General features: G+C 52.2%; 18 protein-coding genes and 1 tRNA gene. 8 read left to right on the top strand and 11 right to left on the bottom strand.

The window, feature by feature from the left end; translation table 11 throughout:
- Positions 1–389: 389 nt before the first annotated feature.
- The 6 genes from DL239_RS06850 to DL239_RS06825 form a co-directional block, all read right to left on the bottom strand.
- On the bottom strand, positions 390–1,493 hold the full coding sequence (locus tag DL239_RS06850; protein WP_167683268.1) for a flagellar basal body P-ring protein FlgI: 1,104 nt from the start codon (positions 1,491–1,493) through the stop codon (positions 390–392).
- Positions 1,494–1,495: 2 nt separating this feature from the next.
- Positions 1,496–2,500 (bottom strand): flagellin, encoded by a 1,005-nt coding sequence (locus DL239_RS06845; protein ID WP_167683258.1) that lies wholly within the window; start codon positions 2,498–2,500, stop codon positions 1,496–1,498.
- 3 nt (positions 2,501–2,503) lie between these two features.
- The gene (flgK, locus tag DL239_RS06840) at positions 2,504–3,949 is read right to left on the bottom strand and encodes a flagellar hook-associated protein FlgK (protein WP_167683257.1); all 1,446 of its coding nucleotides are present in this window, start codon (positions 3,947–3,949) and stop codon (positions 2,504–2,506) included.
- A 44-nt stretch (positions 3,950–3,993) separates the two neighbouring features.
- A complete protein-coding gene (locus DL239_RS06835) occupies positions 3,994–5,286 on the bottom strand; it encodes a flagellar hook protein FlgE (RefSeq protein WP_167683256.1) in 1,293 nt (430 codons plus the stop codon).
- A 116-nt stretch (positions 5,287–5,402) separates the two neighbouring features.
- A complete protein-coding gene (locus DL239_RS06830; RefSeq protein WP_167683255.1) occupies positions 5,403–6,239 on the bottom strand; it encodes a flagellar motor protein MotB in 837 nt (278 codons plus the stop codon).
- A 288-nt stretch (positions 6,240–6,527) separates the two neighbouring features.
- The gene (locus DL239_RS06825; protein ID WP_167683254.1) at positions 6,528–6,977 is read right to left on the bottom strand and encodes an Lrp/AsnC family transcriptional regulator; all 450 of its coding nucleotides are present in this window, start codon (positions 6,975–6,977) and stop codon (positions 6,528–6,530) included.
- A 157-nt stretch (positions 6,978–7,134) separates the two neighbouring features.
- On the opposite strand from DL239_RS06825, the gene DL239_RS06820 reads away from it, so the two are divergent.
- The 8 genes from DL239_RS06820 (at position 7,135) to DL239_RS06785 (ending at position 14,683) form a co-directional block, all read left to right on the top strand.
- Positions 7,135–8,325 carry a diaminopropionate ammonia-lyase gene (locus DL239_RS06820; protein WP_240931770.1) on the top strand — a complete coding sequence of 397 codons (1,191 nt, stop codon included), beginning with the start codon at positions 7,135–7,137 and terminating at the stop codon, positions 8,323–8,325.
- Positions 8,318–9,484, top strand: a complete 1,167-nt coding sequence (locus DL239_RS06815) for a M24 family metallopeptidase (RefSeq protein ID WP_167683251.1) — start codon at positions 8,318–8,320, stop codon at positions 9,482–9,484. Before DL239_RS06820 ends, DL239_RS06815 begins: the two co-directional genes overlap by 8 nt.
- Positions 9,485–9,494: 10 nt before the next feature.
- A complete protein-coding gene (locus DL239_RS06810) occupies positions 9,495–10,244 on the top strand; it encodes a maleate cis-trans isomerase family protein (RefSeq protein WP_167683250.1) in 750 nt (249 codons plus the stop codon).
- A gap of 258 nt (positions 10,245–10,502) precedes the next feature.
- On the top strand, positions 10,503–11,693 hold the full coding sequence (locus DL239_RS06805) for a site-specific integrase (RefSeq protein WP_167683248.1): 1,191 nt from the start codon (positions 10,503–10,505) through the stop codon (positions 11,691–11,693).
- Positions 11,694–11,956: 263 nt separating this feature from the next.
- Entirely contained in the window at positions 11,957–12,685 is a 729-nt protein-coding gene (locus DL239_RS06800) for a hypothetical protein (RefSeq protein WP_167683247.1), read from the top strand.
- A 77-nt stretch (positions 12,686–12,762) separates the two neighbouring features.
- Positions 12,763–12,987 (top strand): helix-turn-helix transcriptional regulator, encoded by a 225-nt coding sequence (locus DL239_RS06795; protein ID WP_206188370.1) that lies wholly within the window; start codon positions 12,763–12,765, stop codon positions 12,985–12,987.
- A gap of 145 nt (positions 12,988–13,132) precedes the next feature.
- On the top strand, positions 13,133–13,354 hold the full coding sequence (locus DL239_RS06790) for a propionyl-CoA synthetase (RefSeq protein ID WP_167683246.1): 222 nt from the start codon (positions 13,133–13,135) through the stop codon (positions 13,352–13,354).
- A 180-nt stretch (positions 13,355–13,534) separates the two neighbouring features.
- Entirely contained in the window at positions 13,535–14,683 is a 1,149-nt protein-coding gene (locus DL239_RS06785; RefSeq protein WP_167683245.1) for a hypothetical protein, read from the top strand.
- A gap of 626 nt (positions 14,684–15,309) precedes the next feature.
- On the opposite strand, the gene DL239_RS06780 is transcribed toward DL239_RS06785, so the two are convergent.
- The 5 genes from DL239_RS06780 to DL239_RS06760 form a co-directional block, all read right to left on the bottom strand.
- On the bottom strand, positions 15,310–17,400 hold the full coding sequence (locus DL239_RS06780) for an AAA family ATPase (protein WP_167683244.1): 2,091 nt from the start codon (positions 17,398–17,400) through the stop codon (positions 15,310–15,312).
- 467 nt (positions 17,401–17,867) lie between these two features.
- A complete protein-coding gene (locus DL239_RS06775) occupies positions 17,868–18,287 on the bottom strand; it encodes a hypothetical protein (protein WP_167683243.1) in 420 nt (139 codons plus the stop codon).
- Positions 18,288–18,566: 279 nt separating this feature from the next.
- Positions 18,567–18,642 (bottom strand) — tRNA-Thr (locus DL239_RS06770).
- A gap of 137 nt (positions 18,643–18,779) precedes the next feature.
- Positions 18,780–20,258 carry a heme biosynthesis protein HemY gene (locus tag DL239_RS06765; protein ID WP_167683242.1) on the bottom strand — a complete coding sequence of 493 codons (1,479 nt, stop codon included), beginning with the start codon at positions 20,256–20,258 and terminating at the stop codon, positions 18,780–18,782.
- 10 nt (positions 20,259–20,268) lie between these two features.
- Positions 20,269–21,321 (bottom strand): COG4223 family protein (locus DL239_RS06760; protein ID WP_167683241.1); only part of this gene is annotated, 1,053 nt, incomplete at its 5' end.

Genomic DNA, 21,321 nt, shown 5'->3' with positions numbered 1-21,321 from the left:
ACGTGGACGTGGACGTGGACGTGGACGTGGACGTGGACGTGGACGTGGACGTGGACGTGGACGTGGACGTGGACGTGGACGTGGACGTGGACGTGGAAAGTTATGGCTCTGCTCAGATCAAGCAAGTCTGATCTATAGTACGCCCCCCTGCCCTTGCATTAAATGTCTTTTGTGTGCCTGGCTCCGTGCCTAATACCTGCCCGCTCGCTACTGGAACCCAGCTTGAACGGCTTTGATCGCGCTTCGTACAACTCATCCACGTTTGACTGCGGCCCAGATTATCACACTCCATACTAGGTCTGCACTGCGACGGCCTTTCTAATCACCGCAACAAAAAACCCGGCCTTCGAGGTGAAGGCCGGGTTTTCAATTGTGCTGTGTGCTCTGTGTCAGCGTACAACAAACTCAGCATGCAGCGCGCCTGCTGCCTTTAGGCTTTTGAGAATATCAATCATATCACGCGGTGAGACACCCAGAGCATTCAAACCCGCCACGACCTCAGATAACGAAGTCGTCTCTGGTACTTCTGCCAGTTGGATTCCATCTTCTTCGTCGATGGCTACCCCAGTACGCGGTACCACTACTGTTTCACCGTCAGTAAATGGATTAGGTTGCACCACCATCGGAGCCTCTTCGATTCGAAGCGTCAGATTTCCCTGTGCCACAGCCACCCGTGAGATACGAACATCACTGCCCATAACAATCGTCCCGGAGCGTTGATCAACAACGACGCGCGCCTTCCTCTCAGGCTCGACCAGAATGTTCTCAATCCGGCCAATAGCGTGAGCAGTTGAACGGGCGTTGGTCCGGGTCACGTCAATTTCGACAGTTCCGGAATCACGCATCAGAGCTACATTTGAGTTAAATTCTCGATTTATGGCCTGCTCAATCCGACCTGCTGTTGTGAAATCAGGCTCCCGCAGAGCGAGGCGCATTGTGGTCAGAGAAGTTAGGTCAAACTCGATTTCACGCTCAACACGAGCGCCAGCAGGAATACCACCCGAAGTCGGCACACCCTGGGTTACCGAGGCCCCTTCCCCTTCGGCGACAGCGCCGCCTGCCAAAATAGTGCCCTGCGCTACGGCGTAGATTTGCCCATCAGCAGCATTCAACGGCGTCATGATCAGGGTTCCGCCAAGCAAGCTTTTGGAATCGCCAATTGCAGACACTGTCACATCGATTTGTGTGCCAACCCGGGCAAACGGCGGCAAGCTGGCGGTTACAAACACCGCAGCGACGTTTTTCGGTCGGAACTGTTCACCCGATACGTTGACACCCAACCGTTCCAGAATGTTGGACATGATCTCTTCGGTAAAGGGCGAGTTACGCAGCCCATCACCAGTTCCATTCAATCCAACCACAAGGCCATAACCAACCAGGTCATTGCCGCGAACGCCGTCAAACTCCACAAGATCCTTCATTCGGATTGCAGATGCCTGCAGCATCGTAGGAAGCATCAGGCAAGCGAGTAGAATACGTAGATATGTCATCATCATTACATGAACTTCAGTAAGGAAAGTTGGGAAGAGCGGGCGGTCACTGTGTACAGGCTTTCCAATTGGAACTGTGTTTCTTCCAACCGGGTTGCTGTTTCAAACGGATCAGCCTGTGCCAATTCGTTTCTTGTCAGGCCAAGGCTTGTGGCAGCAGCTGCATTTCGTACGGCAGCTTCCTCGATCCGTGCCTCGGTAAAGCCAAGGTTCGCCTGCACAGAGATCATTCGATTGCGCGTTTCCAGCAATTCATTGCCTGTCCCGGACACCAAGTCAGACTTAACTTCTGCCGAAAGAGTCAAACCAGCTTCTGTTGCCAATGCTCCGATGGCAAAGCTCTGCATGGCTTGCTTAAAGTTCTCGTCGTCAGCCCGAAGAGCAATATTGACCTGCTCATTGGGTCCGATATTGACCGAGCCCATCGATGTTGTAGAGCCTTGATACATAACCGCATCAAACCCTGTTGGATCGGCAAACCAGGCCTTTACTTCAGTGATAATGTCTGCGGCAGTTGTATGGATTGCGACCTCTGTCACAAGTGCCGTCATCATTGTATCAACATCCGCTAGCGGAACGCTGCTAGTCGCGGTTCCAGCAAACAGGCTGCGACCGGCCACTTGCCCATTCAGCGATCGAATTGACTCTTCAAGATAAAGACGAGACTGGGTGGACAACAAGTTGGTGTTGTTCGCGTTGATGCTTCCTGTCGTCGCCAGAATGTCATTGCTGAGAGAACTTGCGTTATCATCAATGCCTGCAATCAAGTTTTGCGCCGACGACGCAAAGAATGCCGATTCTGTGGTGGCAACCTCATAAGATTCAAATCGCGCCAGGCTGCGGTCGATATCCAGCAGATACGTAAAGTCACCCCCGAGCTTCTTAGTCAAATCAGAGGTTTGACCAGTACTCAACTCTTCTGTCAGTGTCGCCAGGCTTTCTTTCAGTTCAGCGGTACGGCTGCGCAGGAATACACCGTGCGCCATATCTCCAAAAGACGTGATATTCATTTATTATATCCTCAGTAGGGTATCCATGAGTTCATCGACAACCGTCAGCACTTTGGCATTGGCGGCATAGGCCTGTTCGATCAACATGAGGTTTTGTAGTTCTTCATCAGAGTCCACGGCCTGCGCCAATTCCAACTGGCTCATCGCCGAGTAACTGGCCGATGCAAAGCTGAGCGCCTGATCTGCCGCGTGACCTGTTTGGCTGAAATGCGAAAGCAAGTTCGCACTTAGGGTGGCCGCATTAACAGTTGCAGTGCCTAAGCCAGTGGATGATACGGTGCGCAACGATCCCAAGGCATCTGCATACCCCTGCAACATGCTTGCATCACCGGCGTTACCAAGGCCTGCGGCATTCAAACCATCCCGAAGTCGCCATGTCTCTCCTTGGCCATCCATTGAAACCTTATCGTTCAGCGTCAATCTGTTAGAAATTCCAGCAGTATTCAAAACATCAAAGAAGTTGCCATCGTCAGTGAACAAACCCGGATCAGTGGCACCCAAGGTAGTATCCAAGGAGGTGTCTTGAAACCGCAGGATCAGATCGCTCGCCATCGCATCCAGGTCTTCCTGAGCTTCGACAGAAATAGTGTCACGAACTTCAAAGTGAGCAGCCAGAGTACCCCCCTTGATGGCTCCACCGGGGCCAGTATCGACCGGAATTCCGTTGATTTCCAACCCTGACAATAACCCATTGGCTTGTGTCATGTGGGGCATCGTATCAGGCACACTGTCAAAGCTCAATTCAGCCGGGAGGCCATCCAACAGGATAGCACCACCTTCGGAAAACAATGCAACTTGGCCATTGTCACGCTGGATCATAGTGACTGGGATAATCTCGTTTATCGCATCAATCGCCTGCGCTCGCTGATCTTGCAGCGCTGCCGTATTCATACCGCCAGCCTGAGAGATCATAATGCGAGCATTCAGTTTATGGACTTCCTGCAATCCCTGATTGACGATATCCACCTGGGTATCGATCGCCCCTTCAGAAGCTGTTCGTGCGTTTCGCAATCCCTCAGCCGCGTCAGAAATAGACTCAGCAAGCGCCTCTGCCTGCAGTGCCAAATCGTTGAGCCGTGGACCGGAGTCCGGACGGGAGATCGATTCAATCAAGCTACTGTCAAAGTTTGTTAGCCGAGAGGTAATCGAGAACGGATCGGACGCAGAACCCACCAGCCTAGTCAGCTTAGCGTAGAAATCGGACTGCACCTGAGCATTTCCGAGTTCAGCCTCAGTGGTCCGGCGACCTGATTGGATCGCCGGATCTATGTTTCGATCTATGCCAACGACCTTAACGCCAATCGTAGACGCACTGCTGGTAAGTGTCAGACTGCGTTTCGCGTAGCCTGGTGTCATTGCATTTGCCAAGTTTTCCGAAACGACTGACGACGCACGGCCTGCAGCAGTCAAACCGGTCATGGCGGAATTGAAGGCGGAAGTAATAGACATGATTAGCCTTTATTATGAAACCAGATCGTTAGACGGCGGCGCTATTAACGCTTGATGTTGGTTGTTTCCTGCAACATCTCATCCACGGTTTGGATAATCTTGGCACTTGACGAATAAGCCCGCTGAGTCTGGATCATATTGGTCAATTCAGTGGCCACATCGGTCTTGGATTCCTCTCGGGAATATCCCATGACATCACCGGTTGGACCGTCACCCGCATCCCACAAGTAGTATGCACCACTGTCATTTGACGGCAGATATGTTTGTGAATCCAAGGAGATCATGCCGTTGGGGTTTGCCATGTCGACCAGAGGAATCTGATATACAACGCGGGATGCGCCGTTGTCATAGCTGGCGCGAACCATCCCATCAGGATCAACCTCTACACCGGTGAATGTGCCAACAGGTGACCCATCTTTGGTGACACCAGCCATATTGAACTGGTTGGCAAGTTGCGTAACACCTTCGCTGCTGCCAATTTCGCCAATGCTGACTTCGATCGGACCACCAGCGACGTTGACGATTACAGAACCGGTTGTCGCATCATAAGCACCACCAGTTGTAGTAGAGACTGTAGCCAAGGCGCCGCCCGCGGTACGGCTGTCGGTAAATGTCATGACGTATTCACCAACGATAGCACCACCAGATGCGGAATCCCGTAGAACCATGGTCCATTCATTGGATGAACCGGTTGCAGGAACTGTTGGCGTAAAATCAACTGTGATATTCTCTGAATTACCAAGGTTATCATAGTACTCAATCGGCAAACTTTCTGCACCAGTCGTCGAACCAGCAATGGTTGACGAGGCTGGAAGGTTCACACCCATGTTAACAGCGGTTGTTGGTTCGCCCGACATGCGTGTCACGTCAAACTGTACTGGCTCCAGGCCAGTTGAGCTACCACGCGAATGTGCGGGAATGGAGCCATCCGCATTCGCGGCCCAGCCTAGCAGGACCAAACCGGTTTCAGTTGTCAAAAGCCCATCAGCATTGGTTTTAAACGACGCTGTAGTAGTCAGCTTCATGACTGGATCGCCGTTGCCAAGCTCATTCATAGAGGCCACTGGCAGCATGCCACGTCCGCGCACCGCAAGATCAGTCGAATTGGTAGTAGAAACCAGTGTCCCACGTTCATCAATCAAACGTGAGGTCGTTGCCCGAACACCGCCAGCAGAATATGTCCCGCCAGTTGATGAAACCATCGAATGGAAATCAGTCTGCACCCGCTTGTATCCAGCGGTAGACGAGTTTGCGATGTTGTCGGAAATTGAAGCCAGTCGGCTGGCATTCGCGGAAAGTCCAGCTACGCCGGCATTCAGCGAGGAAGATAAAGTCATTAGATACGCCTTTCTGCTGCATCAAAACATTCTCGACGCTACAGATACCGCACCTGCCATTAACGGGCGGCTAACAGATAAAATTCGATCTATCTATCAGCCGCCGATCCTTTGTTTTATTGGCGTAAAAGGACGATTTCGATCCGGTTATTTCGCTCTGCCATCGGATTTTGCACTGACAGTTCGCGATCGGCATGCCCCGTTACCCGGTGAATCCGCGACGGTCTCATGCCACCCGATTCGAGAAGTCTCCGTGTTGTGTCAGCCCGGGAGCTTGACAATTCCCACACTGGATTATTCGCCAGGACCACAGGGTGCGACCGGATATGACCGCTAATTGCGACGTCATTACTGACCACCGAGGTCACCCGTGCAACCATCCGCATCAGGTCCCGCAACAAAGCTGTAGGCGTTTCTTTGCCCTCTTCAAACAACGGTGCATCCTCAGTGGCGAACATCTCAATGATGAGCCCTTCATCGGTGACACGCGTTACAATGTGTCGGGCCATCTCAACGCTGACCATGCTCTCGCCGCCACGCCCTTGCAGCGCTTCCTCGATGGTTTTGAACTCTTCATTTTCAGCTAGCTCTTTGTTGGTCTGCTCCAACCCGGTTTCACCACGAGACTGGTTTGCATCCAATGGATTGACGTCTGTTGCGCCACTACCAACTTGCGTCTTGATATCCTCAGAGAACATGCTGTCGCCATTAAAGGCGCCATTGCCACCACCAGATATCCGACTGATTGGAATCGTCGGCGAAAAGTAGTCCGCAAGACCTCTTCGCTGTTTTTCCGTCGTTGCACTTAATAGCCACATCAACATGAAGAAGGCCATCATCGCAGTCACAAAGTCAGCATAAGCCACTTTCCATGCACCGCCATGGTGGCCACCGCCACTAATGACTTTTTTCTTCTTGATGATAATGGGCGCTAAACCGTTTTGCGCGCTCATAATCCACCACCTTTTTTTCACCCATTACCGGGATAGCAGTGCGCGCATTAAACATAGCTTAACAGATAAAGTTGTCGGCAGTTATGCTAGGAAACGGGCCCCAAATCGGCTCATAGACCCAATTTCGACCTGAGATTCTGGCGATCTCCAGCAAGTCGCGAAACTCTAAACTATTCGATACCGCCGCGATGAAGAGAACAAGCACTCACTCCATAGGGTTTTATTTTCCCCTACCCTACCTCGAATCATACCAGCTAACCGTTCTGACTAGAAAAGTGTCAACGAGAGTCACAGAACGTCTAGTGATGTCTTAACCCGATCCATCACAATAGACGTCTTGAAACGGCTGATGTTGGATTCGTCAAAGAAATGCGACTGGGTGAATGCCTCGTACTCTTGAATATCACTCACTACCAAGATCAACATAAAGTCCGCCTCCCCGGTGGTATAATAGCATTGCTGCACACAAGGCGCGTTACACATCTTGCGTTTAAAACTGTCCAAATGAGCCCGGTTTTCCCGCTCTAGTATCACCTCTACAAGAATGGTCATCTCGCGGCCCAGTTTGGCCGGCGACAACACCGCAATCTCCTTTTCAATTACTCCCGTCTCACGCAGCTTTTTTAGACGTTTTTGTACTGCGGCTGGCGACAGCCCAACATCCTGGCTAATGGTCTCAGCGGTCAATCGGGCATTACCCTGAACCAAACGGAGTATTTGTAGATCGTTGTCATCCATTGTCTGAAATTCATCGAGTTTGGTCTGCTCTGCAACTAAATTCGTCACCCTGCCCCACATCTACAACTCCGATAGTCAGGCTGGGCTGGTAAGGTAAACTCAACTAGGAAGTGGATCTGTCAGGATGCTGCCTTCCCTCTATTATAAGGACTAAATGATGGACCTGTTTGCCAAGGCTGAAATTCGACATATCAAAGGATCACGAACTGCGAGCGCTGCCGCCAACCAAGTTCTGACTGAACAGGATTTCGCAAACGCTTGGGCAGAGATCACGGCATGGGATGGATACGCCGCGACACCGCTTGTCGATCTAGGCTCTTTGGCCAGCACGCTTTCCATTTCTCAAATTTTATACAAACACGAAGGACCTCGGTTTGGTCTGGGCAGCTTCAAGGCGCTTGGTGCGGCGTATGCAGCGTTGCGGGTTTTGCAACGAGAAGTATCGCGCCAGATAGGGCAGGGGGCTAGCCTCTCTTCTATCCGCAGTGGCGAACACGCCGAGATCTGTTCCCAAATCACTCTGGTCTCTGCAACCGATGGCAATCACGGTCGATCATTAGCCTGGGGATGCCAGCGGTTTGGAGCCCCTTGCCGAATTTATATTCATGCCGAGGTCAGCGAAGGCCGGGCACAGGCGATGCGTGACTTGGGCGCAAAAGTGATCCGGATCGACGGCGACTATGACGCCTCTGTTGCCCTTGCCCGTGATGAGGCAGAGCAAAACGGCTGGTTTGTCGTCTCAGATACCTCATGGCCTGGCTATTCAGAACCTCCCCGTGATGTGATGGCAGGGTATGGTGTGATGACCCGTGAAACATGTGAATCCATGGATCAGGCCCCAACCCATATTTTCCTGCAAGGCGGCGTTGGTGGATTGGCTGCCTCGGTTGCGGCTGGGTTGCGACAGTATTGGAAAGATGGCGCGCCCCGTGTTGTGATAGTTGAGCCTGACCTAGCCGACTGCCTGTATGAAAGTGCTAAAGCTGGCCGCGCAACAACTGTGGCTATCGCCGAAGAAACAATAATGGCCGGCCTGTCCTGCGGTGAGCCATCGCAAATGGCGTGGGAGATCCTAGAGCAGGAAGCCAGCGACTTTCTCACCATCCCCGATTCAATCGTCGCCCCAACCGTGCGCCTATTGGCCCGCCCGCAAGGTAATGACCCAGTAGTTGAAGCTGGCGAAAGCGCGGTTGCCGGTCTGGCTGCATTGATTGCCGCACGTCAGAACCCCGAACTGTCGCAAGCGCTGGGTTTGAACGCGCAGTCTCGTGTATTACTGATCGGTTCTGAAGGCATCACTGATCCTGAAATCTTCAACCAGATCATGGCAGAGAACGATGATGGCTAAGGCACCACCCAAGGGTTTCCCATCAGTGGAATTTGAAGCTCGAACCGCCAAGGCGCAAACCGCGATGGACAAGGCGGGACTATCTGGTTTGTTGCTGATGTCAGAGGCCGAAGTCCGCTACTTTACGGGTTTCCACACCTTGTTCTGGCAAAGCCCGACCCGGCCTTGGTTTCTGTTTGTTCCAGCCAAGGGGAAACCCATCGCCATCATTCCAGAAATCGGCGCCAAGCTGATGAGGCAAACCTGGATTGATGACATCCGCACATGGAATGCACCGAATCCAAGTGACGACGGTATTTCCCTACTCACCGAATTACTGTCGCCGCTAGCCAATCAAAGTGCCACAATTGGCATGCTAAAAGGTCACGAAACCGGTTTGCGCATGCCGCTTGGCGACTTCGAGCGGCTGATTGCAAACCTTCCAGGCCTGCGAACCGAAGACGCCACTGGATTGGTTCGCTCTCTTCGAATGGTGAAATCCCCTCGGGAAATCGAAAAGCTCTCTTATATATGTGCGATTGGCTCGAGCACTTTTGGCCGAGTTCCCGAATTCGCCTACGCAGGCAAACCACTGGACGAGGTTTTCCGCTCTTTCCGCCAGGCTGCTTTGGACGCAGGAGCAGATGATGTGCCCTATTTGGTCGGCGGAGCTGACCAAGGCGGTTACCACGATGTAATTTCACCGCCCAGCGCAAAGCCCTTGCAAGCTGGCGACATTCTAATGCTAGATACCGGAGCCACTTGGGACGGTTACTTTTGCGACTTCGATCGCAACTTTGCCATCACGCGAGCCGATGATTTATCCCGTCGTGCATATGATGTGTTGTGGCGCGCGACCGAGGCAGGCATTGCCGCCGCCCAGCCCGGAACCACCTGCCGCGAGTTGTTTCATACCATGCAGTCAGTGATAGCAGAGATGGACAGCTCTGGCGGAGATGTCGGCCGATTGGGCCATGGTCTGGGTATGCAGCTGACGGAGTGGCCCTCTCACGCGGCTTTTGATGATACGATCATCCAAGAAAACATGGTCCTGACCTTGGAACCGTCACTAAGCTATGGTGACGGGCGCATCATGGTACATGAGGAAAATATCGTTGTCCGGTCGGCCGGCGCTGAATTGCTAACCACCCGTGCAGCGCAAGAACTGCCAGTTATCTAAAGGGTAAAACATGAAGCTGGACTTTGAAACCGACAAGGGCATCGGTACCCGGGCGACTCTTGGCACTATCGTTTTGTCGACAGACGAAACACTGGAACCCGAGTTTGCCCAGATGACAGCCCTAGACGGAGTCGCACTGTACCACAGTCGAATCCCCATGGTGACCGAGATCCGGGCTGACACTCTTCAGCAAATGGAACGAGACCTTCCGGCTTCGGCCCGTTTGCTCCCATCTTCACTTGATTTCGATGTCATCGGTTATGGATGCACTTCGGCGGCGACTGTAATCGGGCAGGCAGGTGTTGCCCGCGCCATCAACTCAATCTTTCCACAGGCCAAGGTTACCGACCCGCTGACTGCCATCATCGCGGCGGCAAATGCCCTTGGGGCTAAACGGTTAGGGTTCATCACACCTTATATACCCGACGTTTCATTGCGGATGCGCAACAAACTGGAGGGGGCTGGATTCGAAATCGTAGCTTTTGGATCTTTTGAGGAATCTGACGACCGGGTGGTTGCTCGGATAACTCCAACTTCAATTTCTGCCGCCATTGACCAAGTCACCAAAAATTCCGACTGCGATGCCGTCGTTGCGGCCTGCACCAACTTGAGATGCCTTGGTGTAATCAACGAGGTGGAGCAAAAAACCGGTACTCCGGTGATTACCAGCAATCAAGCATTGTCCTGGCACATGTTGCGACTGGCCGACATTACCGAGCCACAACGCGGTTTCGGGAAGCTGTTTGAACTTCCCCTGTAGGCCAATAAGTCGGATAAATGGTGCCCCCACACGGACTTGAACCGCGGACCTACTGATTACAAACCGCGTTTGGGCCATCTCTCTGTATTTCTCCAAATTACGCCCACCGAACAAAAGCAACATACTATCAATGATTTAGATTGATTTTGACTACGCCTGAGCTTCATCAATAGCGCCAAGTTCTGCTGTCTGTTGCTTCCGTATTGCTTCCGGCAGTGACACCGGAAACCAAACGTTGCATCGACAAGGGGGCGCAAAATGAAACTGACCAAACGAGCCGTTGAAGCGTTGGAACTCAAAGAAAAAGATTACTTGGTCTGGGACAGCGACGTTGGTGGGTTTGGATTGCGTGTCTACCCTTCAGGCAGAAAGAACTACCTGATCCAATACCGGAACGGGAAACGGACACGGCGCTACACCATCGGTTCCCACGGCGTACTAACGGCTGACGAAGCTCGCCAAGAGGCCAAGCGACTTCTTGGAGACGTTGCTAAAGGCGAAGACCCCTCAGGCAACCGTCAAGCCCGCAGGCAGGTCCCAACCGTTGCGATGCTATGTGAACAGTTCCTAACGGATTACGCAGAGCGTCATTGCAAGCCTTCAACCGTTCGGGACTACGCCAGCAACGCACGGCGCTTCGTGGTTCCCGCGTTCGGGCCGATGCTTATCAACGATGTCACCCGTGCCGATGTTGCAGCTCTGCATCTCAAGATCAGCGAGAAAACCCCCTACCAAGCAAATCGCGTTCTGGGCCTGATATCCAAAATGTTCAACACGGCGGAAGATTGGGGTTTACGGACCGAAGGCACAAACCCGGCACGACGGGTAAAAAAGAACCGTGAAGAGGAAAAGAAACGCTACCTCCGGGACGAAGAACAGACCCGCCTAGGCGGCGTTCTCATGCAGTCTCTAGAGAACGGCTCGGAAACGGTTCACATCGTGTCCGCAATTATGCTCCTGATGTTGACCGGATGCCGAATGAGCGAAATCACAACACTCAAATGGGACTATGTCACATACACCCACCTCGAACTGCCAGACAGTAAAACCGGACGGCGGCGCATTCCCCTGCCCCGCGAAGCCTACGACATCTTAATGGGGCTGCCACGCATTCAAGGAAACCCCTACGTGATTTTGGGAAACACCGAAGATGGACACCTGACCGACCTCGAAAAGCCGTGGCGACGCATCCGCAAGCGCGCTGGCCTCGAAGATGTCCGACTGCATGACCTGCGGCATACCTACGCCTCAGTCGCGGTTATGAATGGGATCGACCCGTTCATGCTCAAGGAGATCATGGGGCATAAAAATCTTAGCACCACCCTACGTTACGCGCACCTCGCGGACGAGGCCGTGCAGAAGGCGGCGGGTTCGGTGGCGGCTCGTCTTGCCCGCGCGGTATGTAACAGGGACAGGCAGAATGGCCCCGCGTTGCGTGTTGTTAATTAGGTAGATACTTAGGTAACAATACGGGCTAACTACGTAGGTAATTAGTCTCGGTCTCCTACGTAACGTATCGATAGGTTAACAGGCTTTTCTTTCTACGTACCGTATCGCTGCGTGCAAACCCAAATACGGCAATGCGTTTCCAAACACTGGATGCTAGTTAAACTACGAACCCAAGCACACGCCGTTATACTATAACACTTTAAAATCGACGCAGACTTATCTTCTATGCATTCTTCAAATTTACCAAACTAAGAGCATCACGAATGCAAACATCGGATCGTGAAAACCCCTTTGTAGATGGGTCACTCGCAGCACAATGGCATGCGCGTGTCACTGACACCGTAGTAGAGCGCTTTGCGCAACACTGTGAGATCAAGCCTGCCAAAGAAGAGTTGCGCAAATATCTCAGTTACGTTGTGATTTATGCGGAGACGGGGCGCGAGAACGACGTGCTACCAGGGAAAAAAGAAACGCGTCGTCAAATTGAGGCCCTCCGCAGCGCTTCGGGGAAATTCTCTAATGCCTTGGATAAATTGCATGAAAGTTTTCAATTTGCACTTCAAGACAAACTGGAAGAGCCAGAGTACGAAGAATTGTTTCGCCTGAACCCTGAAGAAGATTTTTTAGAGGAAGAGCCAGAACTTAAAACTATCCAAATGGAGGCGCTTCAGAGCCATGTAAAAGAAATTCAAAACTGGACAGAGAAAAGGCTTGAGGAGTTGGACCAAGCTCCGACCGCACCGGAGCAACAACTCGGTTCAAGTTTGGATAGTACGATCATTTTTCTGGCGGCTATTTTTGACAAGTACAATAGCCGTCCTGCCAAATCACTCTGCTACTATGACGGTTCCCAAAATAATTATGCCGGTCGGTTCTTTGTATTTGTCAAAGAATTCTTGAATGAATGCGTCCCAAATAGCTATTTCAGCGAAGGCGCGCTTGGCAAACGCATCACACGAACGCTCTCAAAGGACATACCGGTCAAGTTTTGACCCCAAACGTCCTTTGAACCTGCATCGACCACGCCGCATTCTCATAGACATCACAAATGAGATGCCGCGAGAAAAATATGCAGAAAAAATCTGATCCTGACTACTACGACCGCCTGATCGACGAGAATGAAGCGGCCAGCTACCTATGCTATTCCGTGCGCGCCTTGCAGAACTGGCGTGTGCGCGGTGGTGGGCCGATGTTCATCAAAGTCTCTGGCCGGTCTGTGCGTTACACGCGCCGCGATCTGCAAGACTGGATCGGCGCAAAGCGCGTCGCCAACACGTCGCAGGCACCGAGCTAATCAAAACAGTTTTGCCCGCGTTGGGGTTGGCAGCGCCGCGCGGGATTTTGGGGCCGGATGGCTTCACGAAGGCGCGGGATCAAATGGCATTCCGCGCCTTTCCCACATTCAAAATCAACCTAACGATCAATCTAGGAGACATACTATGTCCAATCTTCCCGCCCATAAAATCAAGCTGGGCCTGACAACAGCAACCATCTGGAAAAATGACGGGTCTTACTCAGTCGACATTACCCGGTCTTACAAGACCGGTGAAGGCGATTGGAAAAACACATCCGGTTATTTCCACTCCGACCTACTCAACGTCGCCAAATGCGCGGAACGGGCTGAAATCTGGATCAGCCGACAGCTTAGCACCCAGCAATAACAACCGAGTCGGGCACCAGCCCGGCCCCAAAACACAAGCTGCCCCGCCGGAGGCACTAATTACGGCGGGCAGCACCCAGAAGCTTTCCAAAATTCACAACGCAATGCGGCATCCGCCGAAAGAGGGGGGTGATTGTAGCACCCCCCTCTAGAAATACAGACGACACAAGGACCACCTCAAATGCACATCGTTCATCAGGGCTTCGACACGATCACCCTTTCGATCCAAGCCAATATCTCACAAGACCTTTTTGACGCCCTGGACGTGGAACGCGAGACCGCCGAAGAAAACCGCGCCCCTTCCCCGTTTAGCTATGGCGGCGCAGAATTTGACCTCTTGCCCCACGGTGGCAACGGGTATCGCTTCATTCTCAAAGGCGGGCCGCTAGACGTCACATGGTTCTTTAAAAAGCCCAACGCACGCGACCCTTGGGGCATTCGCATATCCGTAGGCTCAACCCTACTGGCAACCCAAGGCCTAGGACATGCCCGCGCCTATATCGACAAGACGCTTGAGCGGCTTGGGGTGCGCTTCGAAAATCATCAGGTCAGCATTGCCCGCGTCGATTTCTGCGTGGACGTTCTTGCCCCTGATTTCGAACTAAATCCGGAAAATTTCGTGATCCACAGCCATAGCAATCGTGGGGATTACCTCACGCAAGACGACGACCGTCGCAGCAATGGCAAATCGGGTCACTTTACCTCTGTCACCGTAGGCAAAATGCCGGGGCGACAGGTCATCGTCTATGACAAGCGCCGCGAAGTGATCGACAAGAAAAAACCGATCTGGTGGGACATCTGGAACGCAAACCTTGAGCGGGACGGCCTGCCGCCACTGGACGCCTCAGATGCCGCCACAAGCCGCATCTGGCGTATCGAGATACGTGCAGGCAAAGACCTCCTGAAAGACCGCTGGCAGGTCCGTACATGGGCACAACTAGACGCTATGTTTGGCGACATCGTTGCAGAGGCCTTTGAAAAGGTCCGTTACTGCGAACCCTCAGACGACGGCAACCGCGCCCGCTGGCCCAATCACGAGATTTGGGACTTGGTAGCCGTCACAACAGACGATGACCTCTTGGAGATGCGCAGCTTTGTTGATCCAACAGGCATCAGAGAGGTTCACCGAAACGAACACATCCGCCTGATACTGGCGCAGGTGGCCGGCAACGCCACCACCCTCGCAGCGCTAGAGGGGGTGAACGAGATCGAGTTGGTCGACTACATGGAACAAGTTGGATCGCGGCTGGCAACCGTCGTAGAGGATGACCCAGAGAAGGCGGCCAAGAAGCTGGATGAGGCCAAAGGGCGGTATCGCTTTATCGCCTAGTACCGATCCGCAAAGTACATATCACAGCGAAGGTTGGCTTTAGCTTGTTGAGCTGCGCCAACCATCGCTGCATATCTTTCCAAAGTCAGCAATGCGCAAAAAGCGGACTTGGCAAAGTTTGGCGAAAGGGCCAATGCTTTTATTTATTATTGTGTCGAGATACTGCCTCGGGGGATGTCGAGGGAGATGTTTAAACTCGGTTGGCAGTACTCAATTGTTGTCACTGTAAGCACCTAACCAGTCCGCAATCGAATCTTGCAACAACCATGAGGATGGTGCGCTTATCGCTCTCTCTTTATGTCCTTCGGGTGTGAAGTGACTGGTGTCATCGTCCTCTTCCATCTCCCAGTACCCGATAACCTCTCCATCAAGGAGCAGTACGTCGCCCTTTAAGAGATCATTGTGGTAACCCAACATGATCGTTCCGCGTCGAAGCATACCTCCCTGATGATCCAGTAGCTCTCGAAGCATTTGGAATTGGCCCCGCACAGCTTCCAAGCTGGGACCACTCAGCCTTCCGTTTTCAAAGCCCCGATATGTCAATATGCCAATGAACTGGACCCCATCGTCACTTGCTGTGATTTCGCAGGTTACGAACGGATGTTCTTCCTTCAAATACTCGGAACTCATGCGGGTAGCAGCCTATTGCATTCCTTGACGACATACTCTGGGACACTGTCAAAGCGTCTGGGATCAAGCTGCATGATATGCTCGTTCTCGATGTGGTACGCTTCGTTAATAAACTTCTTGATCACATCATCGTCATGCTGACCGTTTATCAGGCGGAACAACTGAATCTTTTCATAGCCAACTTCCGTGGACTGATACTTGGCGATCAGGCTGGCCTCATTTTGCATCTCACCAACCAGCGCATCGTAGTCAAAGGCTGGGATTTTGGCTTTAATCTCATTCTCAGCCGCAGCCTTCTCTTCCACCGTCATGGTGCGAGTTTCAGCAACCGATTTGACGGTGGGTTGCGCACGTTTGTGTAGCAGGCTTGCAAGAAGATTATATGCCATACCCATATTGTCCAAAATCTCATAATGTCGTCGCAGATACACCGCCTTGATCAGAGTGTCCGCATCACTTGCAACGATTTCACTGCAAATCTGAGCAAACGTTTGGATGTCATCTTTTGTAATCGCAACCTCTGAGATCACACCCTCCTTCGTTGATAGGAAGGATGCTTCAGGCTTTGCACTTGCAAACAGTCCCGCGGTGCTCTTGACAACATCAATGGCGGGTTCAATGTCGTGGGTCAGCATAAGGGTTGTGGTATGCTGAAGGCTTCCTTTGCCTCGGAACAACTCATGTAGAATGGCAAATTTTTTGTTCTTATCAAATGAGGAGATCGGATCGTCTAGAACCACTAGATCCGGTTTCTTGCTGTTTACCTCGTGCATGAACAGAACAAGTGCGAAGGCATTGCGTTCGCCGTAGCTCAAGTGCTTTGACGCCATCTCGATATGCTCATCTAGATCGTCATGAATCAGTTTCATCTTGTATGAGTCGGGTTCAGCAACAATCGAAACTGCATAACGATAACCTGCGGACTTCAGGAAGCCATTGATGCTTTTCTGATTTTCTTGAATTGTTTTTCTGATCCGAGTTTTGTGTTGGCCGACCTGCGCTTTCAGCGGCGTCACTTTCTTGAGTAATTCTTCTAATTGGGCGTTGATTGGGTCGATGACTTTCCGCGTTTCTGGTGAGTCAAGCTTGTCGATCATACCCAAATTAATCTTCAGCCCTTGCAGTCTTGCATCGATCTGATCGACATCACGCAGCGCAAAGAACGAGATTGTCCGTAAGCCATCAAGTTGCTCAATCAAAGCACTGATTGCAGTACGGAGGCTGCCCAAGAAACTCTTTTCCGCAGGGGTCAACTCCAGCTTTGCATTCACTACTTTGTCCAGATTTTCCTTGCATGACGAGCTGAAGTATTTTCCCAGCCGCTCGATAACAGCCTTCAGGGTATTGAGGTGATCAACCGCGGATGCATTGTATTGTTTAGAGACTGCAAGTGCCGTGTCTTTTTGGTCCTGCTCAGGCAAAACCGATGCGCAGTAGGGGCAAACATCACCGTCCTTGAGGAACTCGTTCCCCTTGATCTGCCAGCCGACCCACTTTGATGGATTGTCACCCTTGATGAAGGTTTCAAATGGCAGCAGCTGGTCTGGGACGTTATCAATCTTGTTTCCATCTCCGAAGGCTTTGATCACCTTGCTGGTCCTTGAGATCGAACCATCTTTGTTCGCCTTGCCAAAGGCGTCCCGAAGGTCCTTCAGGTCCTTGGTCGTTTGCTCGATCTCTTCGCTGCTGCTAAAGGCTTTCCTTATGCCCTCAAATGATACCGCAATCTGGTCCATAGCGGCATCGTACTCTGGTGTTTTGATGAAGATTTCGAAGCTGTTCTTCACGACCTCATCTTGCTGAAATGCAAACTGGTTCACGTAGCCTTCATCAAAGATCAATGCAGATTGCAGGTCACCTGTTCCAGCAACCAACGGTACCTTGTCAGTCTTTACCTTGCGAAGTTTGAAAGGAAGGAGGTCAGCTAGTGTCCCGTCGTCGTTGACGTGAGCGGATATAGCCTTGGCAACCGTACTCTTACCTAATCCATTCGGACCGTACTTGATATTCAATATGCCTTTGGTGATCTGAATGTGGGCTTGATCAATGCTGTTACAATTGGAAATGGCGATTTCGTAATTCGTCAAGGTTGCCTCCTAAAGTTGACGCAATCCTAACACGACTAGCCTTAGCTAGTGAACAGCCTTTAGGGGTGCGGCACAGCAAACCTCTGAAGTAGGCAATGGCTGCCGGAAAGTCATGCTTGCTTTGGGCTGGCGACCGAACCCTAAGTACCGCGCGGCAGAACTCCCATGTCGATCAGGACAGTAGTTAAGTCATCTCTTCTGTGATCAGGACAGGGATGTTTCCTCGAATCTAGCGATTGCCGGTTTGGTGCGGCTCCCCGCGTCAGACTATGCTCCGATTTCAAATGGGCAATCCAGCATGATTTTGGCGTAAAACCAAATCGTTTCTTGGTCACAGATTGAACTTCTTGATAGGTCGGCATTTCAATATTTTCCACCAAGATTGGCCCGTTGGGCTATCGTTTGGTCCAGATGGCGTTGTATCGCAGCCCAATGCAAGAAGAAATGTCTGCTGTGGCTGGAAGCTGTCATTCGCCACCAATCACCAAACCTTCTGAAGCAGCCGCTTTGCGCCTAGCACGGGCAGCAGCGCTGCGTTTGCCAAGCGCTGACATCGCCTGACGAACAATTTCCTGTTGCTCTTCTTCATCAGCACTTTCCTGGGTATCCGTTTTTCCTTCATCGTCGGTGCTGGTTTCGGAGAACGCCTCGGCCCCAGTATCCTTTTGCACCTCTTCCTTCACGGCACCTGCTGCATCGGCCATAAAGGGTTCCTTAGATTTCTGCGGTTCTTGGCTGATAGGAGTTCCATCCTCGGTGGCTTCTTCATCCTCATCTCCAAAAAGCTTGAATAACCCCCACCCCAACGCGCCGATTGCAACCACACCAACTGTTGCCGGGTTGAGGAGAAATGGAAGCGCCGCAACGCCTGCTTTTTGAACTGTCATATCGCATTCCTTCATTGCTGCTTTGACCGTTGCCCAACCGTTGAAACGGGTCGTTTGGACCGCTGGGCAACAGTTCAACTACGGCAAGACATGAGTCAGACAAGAATCAGGGTCAACAGCGCCAAGCGACTGCAAATGTCGATTTGGCCACGTAGCGTAGTGCAGCGATGCAACAGTGAATCTATCGGTTCTGCTGCTTCCGCCATGCTTCCGGCAACGGTACGAGACTTCACAGTCAGCGAAGGCTTGCAGCTAAGAGGCTGGTTTTAAAGGAAAAAATGGTGCCCCCACACGGACTCGAACCGCGGACCTACTGATTACAAATCAGTTGCTCTACCAGCTGAGCTATAGGGGCACTCTGGGCACTCATTTAGACGCTTGAAAGTCGCAGAGCAAGTCGAGATTTGGTCGAAAATGAGAGATATTTAGTAGTAATATTAACTGAAGCGGCGCGCCAAGAAAGAAAGTCGCGCCGCTAGGGTTGAAAGCGGTCTATTTGACTTCGGCCTCGCCGACAGCAGAACCTTCTAGTTCAGCTTCTGGCACCACAACTTCGGCGTCTTCAATGTCATCATTGATCACCTCAGGTTCTGGCAATGACCCAACGATTAACGGCAACATGCGTGCGCCAGTTGTGATCGCAGTTTCACTCGTCTCTGGAGTTGCCCACGACAGAGTGTCAAAGCTAGAGCAATGTTCACAAACTGGCGCCCAGTCGGCATGAATGTGGTTGCAATTGCCACACACCCATTGCGGTCCACGAGGCGCATTCAGTGCACGGGCTAACCAGCCTTGAACCACCGCATCCGACGACCCTTCGCCGCGTTCAATCGCAGCCATCAGTGTAAGAGCGCGGGCATCTTGGGCGCTCTCGGCCAAATCACCCAACATTCTGCGCGCTTCGGGGAAATCCTCGGCTACGATCAGAAGTTCAGCCATCACCAGCCGGGTTTCAATATGGTGCGGCTGTAGTTTTGATAGTTTGCCAAAACGTGCCACCCGCTGCTGCGCGGTTTCATCTGGTTCGATACTGGCAAAGGCATGAGCAAGGTCAGGGTGCGGTTGAACACCCCAAGCTTTCTTCAAGATCTGAACAGCACTGCGTTTTTTACCTTTTGCGATATAGGCTTTTGCAGCCATGGCGGCAGCAGGAACCAAATCAGGTGATAAACGATTAGCTTCAATCGCCTGCTCTTGCTGCTTAAGCGACGCGCCTTCCTCGACGATCGCGCCCGCGGCTGACAATGCCAGCACCGCATCCCTGCGTTTGAACACGTCACGGGGTAGGGTTCCCGTCTTAAGTTTGGTCGACAAGGTACTGCGTGCGCCAGCCCAATCTTCTGCCTGCGCCTGCAATTTCAACAAGGTATCTTGGACTTCTTCGTGTTTCGGGCGCAATGCCAGCGCCTTCTCTGCCAATTTGCGGGCCGTGTCTGTATCACCCTCAGCGAGCTTCTGTTTCATAATGCCGCGCACCCCAACGAAACGAGTGGACTGATTGGTAACTAGCCGCTTGTAGACCTCAGCTGCCTTCTTGGTATCCCCCGACATTTCAGCAGCTTGTGCAGTTAACAGGTCGGTCAATTCAGGTTTCTGAAGCAGTTTCGCCGCACGCGTAGCCTTGGCCATTGCCAACCGACCCTCGCCCGAGGCCAGAGCCATCAAGCCGTCGGATAGCGCCTGATATCCTTTACGTTCGCGCCCCTTATCAAAGTAGCGGGACAGAGCAGTCTCATCACCATTGAGAAATTTCAACGTCGCAATAAGAAGAGACACCACTTTCAGGAACAGCCAAACCAAAGCAACCAAAACTATCATGGCGATGACAGATTGAAGCGCTCCTAGAGTATATTCAGTGCCCGCAACGGTGATTTGTACACCGCCTGCGGTTTCCATCAAAAGACCGGCCCCAAAGGCAAACAGCGCAATGAGAGCAACAAAAACGAGGATTTTTAACAATGACCAGAGCATGGTAGCTCCCTTAATTGGCGTTTAGGCTATGGGCCAGGGCATCGGCAGCGGCTACAGCATCCTGGCGTGTTTTGGCGGCGGTTTCCCAATCTAGCAGAACAGATCGGGCGGATCCGGGCAGGGCTTGGATTTCGACCAAGGCATCATCCAATTGGCCGGCGGCAATCGCAGCTTCGGCTCTGGATAGTATTGCATCCGGATCATCCCCGTCGCGCGGAGTGACAGAGCGAGCCCCCAAATGCCGTTGGGCATAAGCCAACAAACTACCACTTCCAGCGGTTTCCTCACGCGCGGCAGCAAGCGCGGCACGGGCCGCTGGCACGAAGTCACTGGTTAGAGAAGTCAGTGTTGCGACGCCCATATCGGCAGAGGCAGCCAACTGTTCCGGGATCGTAACGCCAACGCCCTCAAGGTCATTTAGCACTGAACTATATGCAGTTCCGGCATCCAAACTTGATCGCAATTGGGCCAACATGGTCTGAGCGCTGGCAATGCGCATCGCTTCGGCACTGACGGCATCCAGCGCCTGAGCCTCGGCCACCATTTTTTGTACTTCTTCACGCTGAGCAACCAAGCTGCTTTGCAAACTAGCCAATTCAGCTTCATAAGCCGCCACCGCTGCTGGAGAAGCCGCATCGGTGATTGGACGTTTTTCCAACTCCAACAGCCGACCTTCAAGAGCTTTCAATTGCGGTTCAATTAGCGCAACACTTTCTAAAACAGGAGGTATTTGGGACGATATTTTCTGAAGCTCAGCCTCTACATATGTTTCGACCGCAGAAAAATCTGGCGTTTTGTTTGCTTCAACCTGTGGCTGCAATGCAGCTAAGCCTGCAGCGATTTCGGCCTGTCCCTGTTCCAGCTCTGTTAAATCAACCGGAGGGGCTGATTGCATGGATGCAGGCAGAACAGAATTCAGCCACTGGCCTTGCCCCGCAATAAAGCCAATTGAGGCAGCAACAACACCGCCAATCAGCGCCATGCCAAAACCGCCGCGTTTTTCAACTACCCGTTCAACCTCTTGTGCTGGGCTAGCTGTGTCCAACTCCAACTCAGGCGCAGT

It is taken from the genome of Parasedimentitalea denitrificans, assembly GCF_011813015.1.
Lineage (GTDB): Bacteria > Pseudomonadota > Alphaproteobacteria > Rhodobacterales > Rhodobacteraceae > Parasedimentitalea > Parasedimentitalea denitrificans.
Note: the sequence above shows the minus strand (reverse complement) of the source record. Positions and strands in the feature narration are given on the sequence as shown.